Source organism: Alcaligenes sp. MMA (genome assembly GCF_020907215.1).
In the GTDB taxonomy this organism is placed as follows: Bacteria; Pseudomonadota; Gammaproteobacteria; order Burkholderiales; family Burkholderiaceae_B; genus Alcaligenes; species Alcaligenes aquatilis.
Map to the genome: position 1 here is coordinate 256,068 of NZ_JAJJPP010000004.1, position 12,343 is coordinate 268,410.

At 53.6% G+C, this 12,343-nt stretch carries 8 protein-coding genes; 3 read left to right on the forward strand and 5 right to left on the reverse strand.

Annotated features, from left to right (window positions below; genetic code table 11):
• Nucleotides 1-584: 584 nt before the first annotated feature.
• From LNA76_RS17360 to LNA76_RS17370, 3 genes are read left to right on the forward strand one after another with little or no spacing between them, the layout of a single operon-like run.
• Nucleotides 585-2,186 carry a GMC family oxidoreductase gene (locus LNA76_RS17360; RefSeq protein WP_094195123.1) on the forward strand — a complete coding sequence of 534 codons (1,602 nt, stop codon included), beginning with the start codon at nt 585-587 and terminating at the stop codon, nt 2,184-2,186.
• Between the two features lie 26 nt (nt 2,187-2,212).
• Entirely contained in the window at nt 2,213-3,670 is a 1,458-nt protein-coding gene (locus tag LNA76_RS17365; RefSeq protein WP_094195122.1) for an aldehyde dehydrogenase family protein, read from the forward strand.
• A 47-nt stretch (nt 3,671-3,717) separates the two neighbouring features.
• A complete protein-coding gene (locus tag LNA76_RS17370; RefSeq protein WP_094195121.1) occupies nt 3,718-4,725 on the forward strand; it encodes a Bug family tripartite tricarboxylate transporter substrate binding protein in 1,008 nt (335 codons plus the stop codon).
• Nucleotides 4,726-4,786: 61 nt separating this feature from the next.
• Here LNA76_RS17370 and LNA76_RS17375 read toward each other — a convergent pair whose 3' ends face one another.
• The 5 genes from LNA76_RS17375 to dnaA form a co-directional block, all read right to left on the reverse strand.
• A complete protein-coding gene (locus LNA76_RS17375; RefSeq protein WP_094195120.1) occupies nt 4,787-5,692 on the reverse strand; it encodes a LysR family transcriptional regulator in 906 nt (301 codons plus the stop codon).
• Between the two features lie 379 nt (nt 5,693-6,071).
• Nucleotides 6,072-6,773, reverse strand: coding sequence for a pseudouridine synthase (locus tag LNA76_RS17380; RefSeq protein WP_094195119.1), 702 nt, complete (start codon nt 6,771-6,773; stop codon nt 6,072-6,074).
• Nucleotides 6,774-7,190: 417 nt separating this feature from the next.
• Nucleotides 7,191-9,644 carry a DNA topoisomerase (ATP-hydrolyzing) subunit B gene (gyrB, locus tag LNA76_RS17385; protein WP_094195118.1) on the reverse strand — a complete coding sequence of 818 codons (2,454 nt, stop codon included), beginning with the start codon at nt 9,642-9,644 and terminating at the stop codon, nt 7,191-7,193.
• 76 nt (nt 9,645-9,720) lie between these two features.
• Nucleotides 9,721-10,830, reverse strand: coding sequence for a DNA polymerase III subunit beta (dnaN, locus tag LNA76_RS17390; protein WP_162496888.1), 1,110 nt, complete (start codon nt 10,828-10,830; stop codon nt 9,721-9,723).
• A 2-nt stretch (nt 10,831-10,832) separates the two neighbouring features.
• Entirely contained in the window at nt 10,833-12,230 is a 1,398-nt protein-coding gene (gene dnaA, locus LNA76_RS17395; protein WP_094195116.1) for a chromosomal replication initiator protein DnaA, read from the reverse strand.
• Between the last annotated feature and the right edge of the window lie 113 nt (nt 12,231-12,343).

The window sequence follows — 12,343 nt, forward strand, 5'->3', positions numbered from 1 at the left end:
CGAGCAGTTGGCGGCGCGAGGATGAGTAGTGGTTCAACCTTGAGTGATGACGCATTGTTGTCTCCATATATGGATTGATGCGGTCGTGGTTCGACCGTCAATGTCTGCTTATCGTTGCCAGACCTGTTGCAAGCCAGCTCTGGCCCGCATGGTTACCGTGAAAAATTCGCACGGCAAACGCAAGCTCAACAGGGCGGAAACCTGCATTTTGCGAAGATTAAGTCGCCTGATTCATTTAAACAATCAATATTTTTATATTTTTATATATTTATTTTTTTAATGTATTTGAACTCATTGATTGCTCTGATCTGTACCAATCAGACGACCTAGGGCTCCGTTCTTATCCATACGGCAAGACCGTCAAAATTGCGTCGCAAATAGTGGACGCACACCTCCATGCGATCCCTGCTTATTGGGACGCAGGCCCAGATAGCCTCATTGAAAGTTGATTCATGGAGAACGTTTTAGCTCTAAAAACATTAATTTTATTGATGATAAACAATCAAAAATTGTCGATTGTTTTTATGTATCTACGGACTTAACCTACTGGCAATAAGCAAGAACAGAGGCATCGCGTAGGCAAAATGAATGAGTACGTAGACTACATAATTGTCGGCTCCGGGCCGGCTGGATCGGTTATCGCCAGACGGCTAAGCGAACAGACCTCTAACAGCATTTGCGTGTTGGAGGCCGGCCAAAACGACAACAATTTTTTCATCCGCGTCCCGGTCGGTTTCGTCAAAACGCTATACAGCGGCAAGTTCACCTGGAACTACCAAACGGAGCCTGCACAGGCAACGAACAATCGCATCATTGCGATGCCGCAAGGGCGAGTCGTGGGTGGGTCAAGCTCCGTTAACGGACTGGTGTACTCACGTGGCCAACGCGAAGACTTCGATGACTGGGAAAAACTGGGAAACTCTGGCTGGGGATACGCCGATGTTCTCTCTTATTTCAAACGCTCGGAGCGTCGGGTGGGAGAATGCGACCCTGATTTTCGTGGCTTGACGGGCGAGCTTCCTATTACCAACCCAGATTGGAGCTCACCATTGTGTGAGGCCTTTATTCGAGGTTGTGAAGAGTTCGGAATCCCGCGCAATACGGATTACAACGGTGCAGAGCAGCTCGGCACAGGGTACTTCCAACGCTACATTTACCAGAATAAACGTGTCAATTGTTCGGATGCTTTTTTACGTCCAGCACTCAAAAGTGGGCGGGTGCAGCTTAAAACGAACGCCACTGTTTCGGAAATCTTATTTGAAGGTCGACGCGCCATTGGCGTCAAATATCTGCGTAATGGCCAAACGCATACGCTCTATGCCAACCGTGAAGTTATCCTCAGCGCAGGAGCGGTAAATTCACCAAAAATATTACAACTGTCGGGGGTCGGACCTCACGAACTGTTGGCAGGGCATGGTATTGAGGTCAAACATGCATTAGCCGGCGTGGGCGCCAATTTTCGTGATCACTATACCGTTCGCAGTATCTCGCGAGCCAAATCAGCGCTCACGCTCAACGAACTGTCCAAGGGGTGGCGATTAGGTAGAGAGATCGTGAGATGGTTTGCAGGCAAGCCCAGCATCTTGGGGTTGAGTCCCTCAATGGTGCATGTGTTCTGGAAAACACGTTTCAGCCCTCAGCGCGGCGATGTTCAGATCTTGTTTACCCCAGCCAGCTACAAGCCCGGCAGCAACTATGTCTTGGACGATATGCCAGGCATGAGTACCGGGGCGCGCCAACAACGGCCAGAGAGCAGCGGCTATGTACACATTCAGTCTAAAGACCCACTGCAGGCACCGTTGATCCAGCCCAATTTCCTCGAACATGAATTGGATCAGCGAACCCTTGTCGAAGCGCTCAAGCTTGCACGGCAGTTGATGACAACAACGGCGATGGCCCCCTATTTGGTCAACGAATTGCAGCCGGGCAAAGACGTGCATCGAGATGACGAATGGCTCGATTACGCACGTCAAAAAGGCACGACCGGCTATCACATGGTAGGCACATGCAAAATGGGACGCCAGGACGATCCCATGGCTGTTGTGGATGCCCAACTACGCGTCCACGGTATGGAAAATCTGCGCATTGCGGATGCGTCGATCATGCCGCAAGTCCCTTCTGCTAACACCTTGGCAGCCAGTTTGATGATAGGCGAAAAAGCCGCTGACATGATTTCAGCACAGTAAAGCACACTATTCTTGGAGGTACCACGATGCCCACAGATTTTCCCGACGCACTTGTTAACGTTTCTTCATTGAGTTTAATCGCCGGTGTCCGTGTGAACAGCGGCGCGACCTTTACGGTCTACAACCGCTACACCGGTAAAGCCATCGCGCAGATCGATCAAACTTCGCAAGAGCATATCCGGCAAGCCGTGATCGCAGCACGGCTTAACCTAAAGAAAGCACCTGATGGCTATGAACGTTCGCGCATTTTGCGTAAAGCAGTAGAGCTGATTACGGCGAGAAAGCAGCAATTTATCGACGTGATGACCCTGGAGGCCGGCTTCACCGTGAGTGAAGCATCCAATGAGATCGCTCGGGGGTTGGATACGCTGGAAATCTCGGCAGAAGAGGCCAAGCGGATTTGCGGTGAAATGATCCCTATGGATGGCAATCCAGGTCAAAAGGACCGTCTCGCCTTTACGCTGCGTACCCCTGTCGGAATCGTGTGTGCCATTACGCCATTTAACGCGCCTTTCAACGCGTTGTTGCATAAAGTCGCCCCCGCGATCGCTGCTGGCAACGCTGTCATTATCAAGCCTTCAGGGTACACCCCATTGACGGCCAGCCTAATTTGCGACGTCTTGCTCGAAGCCGGTTGGCCGGCGGAATTGTTATCGCTGGTACACGGAGAAGGCGCACAGGCTGGCGAGTGGCTATTAGACGAGCAAGATATCAACTTCTATACCTTTACGGGCAGCACACGTGTGGGCCGCCTCATCCAGCAAAAGGCAGGCCGACGCCGTACGCAGTTAGAGTTGGGAAGTATTGCTTGCACAATCATCTGCGACGATGCGGATCTCGAGTTTGCACTGCCCCGCATTCTGCGTGCAACGTTCCGAAAGGCAGGCCAAGTATGCACATCTATTCAGCGCTTATACGTGGCGCAATCACGTGTCGCTGAGGTAACGGCAAGTTTAGAGAACGCGGTTCGCGCTCTCAAAAGTGGGGATCCACGATTGGGCGACACCGATGTGGGCCCGATGATCACCGAACAAGAAGCGATACGCGCTGAATCGTGGATCAAGGAGGCGGTCAATATGGGAGCGCAGCTCGTTGCAGGAGGGCAGCGCGACAAGTCTGTGTTGGCACCCACGATTCTGTCTAACGTGCATTCAGGCATGAGCGTATTTGACCAGGAAATTTTTGCGCCAGTCGTCACACTCTTGCCTTTTGAGACAGTCGCAGAAGTGATCGAAGGAATCAACTCCACCCCTTATGGCCTTGCGGCAGGCGTGTTTACGAACGATGTCAATACGGCCTTTCATCTGGCTCGTCATTTGCAAGTGGGCGGTCTGCACATTAATGAAACGTCCAGCTCTCGTAACGATGGTATGCCCTATGGCGGTGTCAAGGATAGCGGCTACGGTTTCGAAGGGCCGAAGTATGCAGTGCGGGACATGACTGACGAGAAAGTAGTGACATTCTCGCTGCGTCATCCTAAGTAACTCGTTGGTGTTGAGAAAAAAATTTCTAATAAAGAGGAGATAAAACCATGCAACCAAAACCTATTATCAAACGGCGTTGCAACCTGACCAGCCGTGTGTGTACGGCCATATTCGGCGTGATCTTGGGAGGCAGCGTACAAGCGGGTACCTATCCAGAGCGACCGATCAGTTTGATCGTTCCGTATACCGCAGGCGGGCCGACCGATGTGTTGGCGCGTGCGATCGGCGAAGGCTTGGCTAAAGAGCTCAAACAAGCCGTGGTAGTGGAAAACACTCCCGGCGCAGGCGGCATTATTGGCCAGTCTAAACTAGTCAGGGCCGCACCCGATGGTTATACATTATTGTTGGGTAACGTTGGCACATTGGCGGCGAATGCGTCCGTTTACAAGGATTTGCCATACAACAACCTGGAGGATTTCACTCCAATTGCTTCAGTTGGTGATGCCCCACAGATTTTGTCGGCACGTATTGATTTCCCTGCCAAGGATTTGGATAGCTTTGCCGCTTACGCGAAAGCCAATGCCGCATCCATGAATTTCGGGGATGCGGGCGTCGGGTCGGGTGCCTTTTTAGGGGCAGTCTTACTGAACGCAACATTGGGTATTAATGTGGGGGCTGTCCATTATCGCGGTGCGGCGCAAGCGACGGCAGATGTGATGGCCGGCCACATTGACTACACGGTGGAAAGCAGCAGTACCGCAGTGTCGTCGATTGCCTCGGGTAAGGTAAAGGGGCTGGCCGTGCTCAGTCCAGAACGGGTGTCGGTTTTGCCTGACGTGCCTTCGGCTGGCGAATCTAGCTATAAGAATCTGAACTACACCATCTGGAATATGGTGGTGGTCAAAAAGGGCGTACCAGAAGAGATCACCCAGAAACTGAACGTCGCCCTTAACCATGTACTGGCTCAACCCGACTTGATGGCGCGATATCAGAAAATGGGATTGACCGTGCCCAGCGAAAGTCATCGCTCCCTGGCGGGCTCACGTAAACTGCTGACAGATGACATCGCTCGCTGGCGTCAGTTGTTACGCGACGCAGGTATCAAGCCGGAATAAACAAGGGTCGGTCTTGATATCCGATGCAAACGCCTGTGGGCGGGATGGCGTCAAGACCGACTTAACGAAAGGTGGAAATTGTCTTGGCAATATCCACCAATTTGCGAATGACTGTCTGGCTTTGATCCATGCCCCAAGCCGCATTAAACGGAATAGGCGCAAAAGCAGGAGCATCTTTTAGTACTACTAATTCGCCGCGCTCCAGCTCAGACTCAATAAGAGGGGCGGTCATGAGTCCGACGCCCGTCCCTCTGCAGATCAATTCCTTCAAGGTCAGTATGCTGCTGCAAATATCGACCTTCACTTTCAGATTATGGTCTTTGATGAGCTGCATCAAGACCGGATGCAATGGCGACTCTTTTGAAAGCGACCATACAGGCTGACTTTGTAGAATCTGTAGCCAATTTTGGTCGGACTGTTTACCATTTCGCCCCACAAGGTCAGGCGCTCCTACCAGCAACACATCGGCAACACCGATCGGCTCGACATGAAACCGATGATCCGTGTGTAGGGAGTGAGTAGCCAGAAAGACCAAATCCAACTGCCCGTTCTCTAGTTTGCTGACGCTTAATGAGGTCTGTCCGACCTCTACTTCAAAGCTAAGCTGTGGCATCGTGGCTCTCGCCGTCTTAATGAACGTTGAAAACCACGTTTGCCCTATCAAGCCGGCAATACCCACACAGATCAAGCCGGATGCATGCGATGCATCATCGAGCGAATAAATGACGTCATCAATGGCAGCCAACAAGGGTTTAATCTGCTGAACAAGCTCACGCCCTTGTGTTGTGAGATCCATCCTACGTCCGCGCTTATGAAACACAGGAAAACCTATACGGTCTTCGAACTCGCGCATACGCGCCGAGACCGTAGGTTGAGTGGTGTGCATATAATCGGCTGCCGCCTGAAAACTGCCCTGCTGGGCAATACGGCACAGCGTCTGAAGATGCAAGATAGTGATCTTAGTCATCAATTTCTTATGAAAATTAGCTTGTCAAAAGCTAGAGCAATGGCCCGTGACGCTTCAAACCCATAGTCTAACAGGGTCAATAGCTCCAAGCGTTGAGAGGATGGGGCCGCTATGGGCAAGCAGAGCGAGGCTTTCCGGGGGTGTCATCAATTCCGTATTCAAGGCAGGTTGAACATCCGACATCAGACACAAGGCGGTTAAATAAAGCAGGGCACCGCGCCACCAGCCCCTTTGACGATTGATGCAGGTACAAAAAAGCGCTCAAACAAGGTATGTTTGAGCGCTTTTTCATGACTGGTCTCCCAGAACTCAGGCATCAAAGCTCTGGATTTGATACGTCTTTGGCTTGCCACAGCAAGAACCAAAGGCCAGGAGAGCGTTAACCCTCTTCTACAAACTGCCGCACCTCGGCAGGGGTCAAATAACGCGACTCACCTGGCTCCAGACTGGCGTCCAAAGAAAGAGAGCCAATGCGCTCACGATGCAAGGTCTGAACCAGGTTTCCCAGGGAAGCAAACATACGTTTGACCTGATGGTATTTCCCTTCCTGAATAGTCAGCCTTGCGGTACGTTCATCAATGCGTTCCAGTACGGCTGGCAGCGTGGGCTTATCCTCGCCATTTAACAAGATACCGGCCTTGAACAATTCTTCTGCATTGTCAGGCAAAGGCTCTGCCAAGGTCGCTACGTAGACCTTATCGCACTGATGGCGGGGCGAGATAATCCGATGCGTCCACTGGCCATCATCCGTAATCAAAATCAAACCGGTGGTATCCACATCCAATCGACCGACGGTATGCAAACGCTCACGCTTGTCTACATCGATCAGCATCATCACGGACGGGTAGGCGCTATTTTTAAGGCTGCATTCGTAACCAGCGGGCTTATTGAGCATGATGTAACGCAGGCCAATCAGGGCAAGCGGCTCGTCGTCCCAGCACACCACATCGCCCTCTTGTATAACGTGGGTGCCCTTGGTCACCACCTCTCCGTTAACCGTGATTTCCCCGCTTTTAAGCACTTTACGCGCGTCTGAGCGACTCAGATCCGTACTCTCACCAAGAAACTTGTCCAGTCGCATTCCATTTCCACACAAATAGTTATTGAATAATTTACAGCGTCATCACGATCGATCAAGGGGCCTTGCAAGGCCGACACCCCTTCTTTTTCGTTCATTCTGAAGTAGGGTGAATCACTGCAAGTAGACCACACAAGCTTGATTGCGCGCTGTTCCCTTTCTGGAGCGCGTGGCTCCAAAGCGGCTAACTAACCCAGCCATTGATCAGCCGGTATGTGCTCTAGCAGATTCATTGAACCAGCCCAAAGCCCCCTAATCCTTAGGACTCGGAGCGCATCCGTCATCACCAAAAAAATGAGCCCCAGCAAGCACGCCGGAGCCCATTTTATTCATTCGCATCACTGCGGGGTTTTTCACAAGTTCCTGAGATCGGTTTTCATCAAACCGGGAAGCTTTCAGGAACGGTGAACACCGATAGCCTTAAATATCCAGGTTCCCCGCCTGCAAGGCATGGGATTCGATAAAGGCACGACGTGGCTCAACGTGATCACCCATCAAGGTGGTGAAGATTTGATCCGCATCGATCGCATCAGCGATCTGGACGCGCAGCAGGCGGCGCACGGTGGGGTCCATGGTGGTTTCCCACAGCTGGCTGGGGTTCATTTCACCCAGACCTTTGTAGCGCTGTTTGCTCAGGCCACGCTCGGCTTCGGTCAATAGCCATTGCATGACTTCACGGAAATCATCCACCTGGGTTTCACGACGCTTCTCGCCTTCACCACGGGCAACCATGGCACCATCACCGATCAGACCGGCAAAGATCTCGCCAGCACGGGCCAGGGTTTGGTGATCAGCGCCGCGCATGAAGTTGCGGTCAAACACCGTGACGCGGATATTGCCGTGGTGCAAACGTTGCACCACTACGCGCCAGGCTTGGCTGCCTTCATCGAAGGCAGCAAAAACTTTAACCACGTTAGGAAGGGTTTCGTCAAACAGGACTTTTTCCAGATCCTGGGCGCTTTGTTCGGCCGCTTCCTGCGTATCCAGGTTCAGCTTCACGCCTTCGGCCAACGCCGATAAGGCATCGCCGTCCATATGACGCGACAGACGTTCAATCACGCCCTTGGCCTTCACGTAGCGGTGAGCGTAATCAGAAAGAGCCTCGCCGGTGATAGGCGCACCGCCTTCGGAGGGGGTCAACACCGCATCGCGCAGGGCCAGCTTCAGCATGAATTCGGCTTCCTCGGCGTCGTCCTTCAAGTAAAGCTCTTCACGACCCACCTTGACCTTGTACAGCGGCGGCTGAGCGATATAGACATAGCCGCGCTCGATCAGCTCGGGCATCTGACGGTACAACAGTGTCAGCAGCAGGGTACGAATGTGAGCACCATCCACGTCCGCGTCAGTCATGATGATGATGCGGTGGTAGCGCAATTTGTCGATATCAAAATCCGGGCCGATGCTGGTGCCCAGAGCAGTAATCAGAGTGGTGATCTGCTCGCTGGAAATCAAACGATCGAAACGGGCTTTTTCTACGTTCAGCACCTTGCCACGCAACGGCAAAATGGCCTGGAACTTACGGTCTCGACCTTGCTTGGCCGAGCCGCCTGCGGAGTCACCCTCCACAATGTACAGTTCGCACAGGGCAGGGTCTTTTTCCTGGCAGTCAGCCAGCTTGCCCGGCAAGCCAGCGCCTTCCAGCACGCTTTTTCGACGTGTCATTTCGCGGGCTTTACGAGCCGCTTCACGCGCACGGGCTGCTTCTACAATCTTGCCGCACAACGCCTTGGCGTCGATAGGGTTCTCCAGCAACCAGGTTTCCAGGGTACGGCCCACGGCTTCCTCAACCGCTGGACGCACCTCGCTGGACACCAGCTTGTCTTTGGTCTGGCTGCTGAACTTGGGCTCGGGCACCTTCACCGACAGCACGCAAACCAGGCCTTCGCGCATGTCATCACCCGAGGTGTCGACCTTGGCTTTCTTGGCCAGTTCGTTGTCGGCGATGTACTTGTTCAGCACGCGGGTCATGGCCGCACGCAAACCGGTCAAGTGGGAGCCACCGTCACGCTGGGGAATATTGTTGGTGAAACACAGCACGGTTTCAGCGTAGCTGTCGTTCCACTGCATGGCCACTTCAACCGATACCGGTGTGCCACCGGCACTGGACTCGGTCGCCACGCTAAACACATTAGGGTGCAGCGGAGTCTTATTGCGGTTGATGAAATCCACAAAACCTTTGACGCCACCCAGGAAGGCGAAGTCCTCTTCCTTGCCCTGAATTTCGTCAACCAAACGGATCTTCACGCCGTTATTCAGGAAGGACAGCTCGCGCAGACGTTTGGCCAGAATTTCGTGGTGATATTCAATATTATTGAAAATCTCCAGGTCGGCCAGGTAACGCACGCAGGTGCCGGTGCGACCTTCTGCCTTGCCAGTCACGGCCAGGGGAGCTGTGCGCTCGCCACGGCGAAACTCGACCTGGTGTTCATTGCCGTTACGCCAGATGGTCAGCAACAGCCATTCGGACAGGGCGTTCACACAAGACACACCCACACCGTGCAGGCCGCCAGACACCTTGTAGGAGTTCTGGTCGAACTTACCGCCCGCGTGCAGTTCGGTCATGACAATTTCAGCGGCGCTGCGCTGGTGTTCGTCATCTTTGTGGATATCGGTTGGAATACCGCGGCCGTTATCGCACACCGAAATGCTGTTGTCGGAGTGGATGGTGACGACGATATCGTCGCAATGACCGGCCAAGGCCTCATCAATCGCGTTATCCACCACCTCGAACACCATATGGTGCAGACCGGTGCCATCGGAGGTGTCCCCGATGTACATGCCTGGACGCTTGCGCACGGCCTCCAGGCCTTTGAGCATTTTGATGGAATCAGCGCCGTAATCGGCTGGCTGGGCGGTCGTGGTTTGATCGGTCATAGCATAAAACCTTGTAATAGCCTGTCTGCTTCAAGCCGGTATGGCCCGGCGGGCCATACCTGTCGAACATGCCGCATTAGATGCGCATCGGCATGACCACGTACTTGAAGTCTTCTTGCTCGGGCAGCGTCATCAACACAGAGGCGTTGGCATCAGGCTGCACAGACCAGCGGACTGTTTCATCCTTGATGCTGGCCAACACATCGAGCAAGTAGCTGACGTTAAAGCCAACGTCCAGACTTTCGTGTTCGTAATCGATATCCAGCTCTTCAACAGCTTCTTCCTGCTCGGCATTGGAAGCGGAGATCTTGAGCTGGTTTTGCGACAGTTGCAGTCGCACGCCACGCAGTTTGTCCGTGGTCAAAATGGCAGCACGTTGCAGGCTGCCTTGCAACACTTCACGGCTGACATCAAAGTGGCGGGTGTAGTTGGAAGGAATCACACGCGCAAAGTCGGGGAATTTGCCTTCAACCAGTTTGGAGACCAGCTCCACATCGCCAAAACGGAAACGGATCTGACGGCTGGACACATCAATATTGACCAGATCGTCGGTATCGCCCAGCAGACGCTGCATTTCCAGCACGGTCTTGCGCGGCACGATGATGTCGTGGCGCTCCTGCACGCCATCAATTGCGGTGGCATTATGAGCCAGGCGGTGGCCGTCGGTGGTAACCGTACGTACAAGACCGGGTTCAAACACCAGCAACATGCCGTTCAGGTAGTAACGAATGTCTTGCTGGGCCATGGCAAAGTGCACCGTGTTGAACAGGTGCTTCAAGGTGCGCTGAGGCATGCTCAGCGACACGTCCCATTGCTCGGGCAGGTTCAGCACTGGAAAATCCGCCGCATCCAAGGTCTGCAACTGAAAGCGGCTCTTGCCGGACTGGATGGTCAGCTTGCCGCTGTCCAGGCCCAGGCGCACATCACCAAAGTCGGGCAGGGCTTTCAGAATGTCGAGCAGCTTGCGGGCCGCCACCGTGGTGGCCGCATTGTCCTCACCCACGCCAAAGTCGGCATTGGTGGTGATCTGCACTTCCAGGTCGGTTGCCAGGAAAGAGACATCAGAGCCGTTTTTACGCAGCAGGATGTTGGCCAGAATCGGCAAAGTATGGCGGCGCTCCACAATGCCAACTACTGTGGATAAGGGCTTTAGCAATGCGTCGCGGGTAGCTTGAACGAGTTGCATGGTCATCCTTTGAGAGTTTGTTCCAGTACGTGTAATGCGTGATTCAGTTCGGCTTGCTTGGTGCGTGCATCCGAGATTTTACGCACCGCGTGCAGCACCGTAGTGTGGTCCCTGCCACCGAAAAGATCGCCAATTTCCGGCAAACTCTTTTGGGTCAGTTCCTTGGCCAGATACATGGCCACCTGGCGCGGCATGGCGATATTGGCGGGGCGGCGCTTGGAGTACATATCCGCGACCTTGATTTTATAAAAATCGGCCACGGTTTTCTGGATATTTTCCACTGTGATCTGCCCATTGGAGACCGACAGCAAATCCTTCAGTGCATCCTTGCACACTTCCACCGTCAGGACGTCGCGGCCATGGAAACGCGCGTAGGCCGAAACCTTGCGCAGCGCCCCTTCCAGCTCGCGCACGTTGCTGCGCAGATGCTTGGCAATAAAGAAAGCCACTTCTTCGGGCATGGCAATGCCTTCGGCCTGAGCTTTGCGCAGCAAGATCGCTACACGCATTTCCAGCTCGGGCGGCTCGATTGCCACGGTCAGACCGGAGTCAAAACGCGAGATCAGGCGGCTATCAATATTAGCCAGCTCTTTGGGATACGTATCCGAGGTGATGATGATCTGCTTGCGCTGGGCCACCATCGCTTCAAAGGCGTAGAAAAACTCTTCTTGCGTACGATTCTTGCCAGCGAAAAACTGAATATCGTCAATCAGCAGCAAGTCCAGCGAATGGTAGTAGCGCTTGAACTCGTCAAACGCCTTGCGCTGATAAGCCTTGACCACGTCCGACACGTATTGGTCGGCGTGAACGTAACGGACGCGCACACCATTGCCATTGGCGACCAGCGCATTGCCAATCGCATGAATCAGGTGGGTCTTGCCCAGACCCACGCCGCCATACAGAAACAGTGGGTTATAGGAGACACCGGGATTCTCGGCCACCTGCAAAGCGGCCGCGCGTGCCAACTGGTTGGCTTTACCCGTAACGAAATTATCGAAAGTCAGTTCGGCGTTCAGTCGCGAGCGATCCTGTACCGCATCCACCACCGCCGTCATGGCCGGGTTGGCAACAGGCGGGGCCAGATTATCACCGGCCGGGCTGCCTGCAGGCACAGGAGCGGCACGATCGGCCAGGGCGCGACGCGGCGCCGCGCTAGCCGAAGGCAGCTCGAACTGAACCGTAACGGGACATTCGTAGAAATCCGAAGCCAGTTCCTCGATACGAGTGGCGAAATTCTTGCGAACCCAATCGAGCTTGAAACGATTGGGCGCAGTAACGCGCAACACCCCGGCTTCGCTGTCGAAGTCCAGGGGAACCAGTGGACGTATCCACGCACTTATTTGTTGTGGGGGAAGCTCCTGCTCCAATTTCTGAACGCAGGACTGCCAGAATTCATTCATCGGTCATCACTTCTGTAAACCTCGATTCTACCCTGAGCTGTACCAAGTTATCCACAGGCTAACAAATTTAGTTGCGTAATATCGGGCTAAATAATTGACACAACAGAAAGAAT

Coding starts and splice junctions, on each gene's coding strand:
- LNA76_RS17360 (WP_094195123.1), top strand. CDS start 585: ATGAATGAGTACGTAGACTACATAATTGTCGGCTCCGGGCCGGCTGGA.
- LNA76_RS17365 (WP_094195122.1), top strand. CDS start 2,213: ATGCCCACAGATTTTCCCGACGCACTTGTTAACGTTTCTTCATTGAGT.
- LNA76_RS17370 (WP_094195121.1), top strand. CDS start 3,718: ATGCAACCAAAACCTATTATCAAACGGCGTTGCAACCTGACCAGCCGT.
- LNA76_RS17375 (WP_094195120.1), bottom strand. CDS start 5,692: ATGACTAAGATCACTATCTTGCATCTTCAGACGCTGTGCCGTATTGCC.
- LNA76_RS17380 (WP_094195119.1), bottom strand. CDS start 6,773: ATGCGACTGGACAAGTTTCTTGGTGAGAGTACGGATCTGAGTCGCTCA.
- gyrB (WP_094195118.1), bottom strand. CDS start 9,644: ATGACCGATCAAACCACGACCGCCCAGCCAGCCGATTACGGCGCTGAT.
- dnaN (WP_162496888.1), bottom strand. CDS start 10,830: ATGCAACTCGTTCAAGCTACCCGCGACGCATTGCTAAAGCCCTTATCC.
- dnaA (WP_094195116.1), bottom strand. CDS start 12,230: ATGAATGAATTCTGGCAGTCCTGCGTTCAGAAATTGGAGCAGGAGCTT.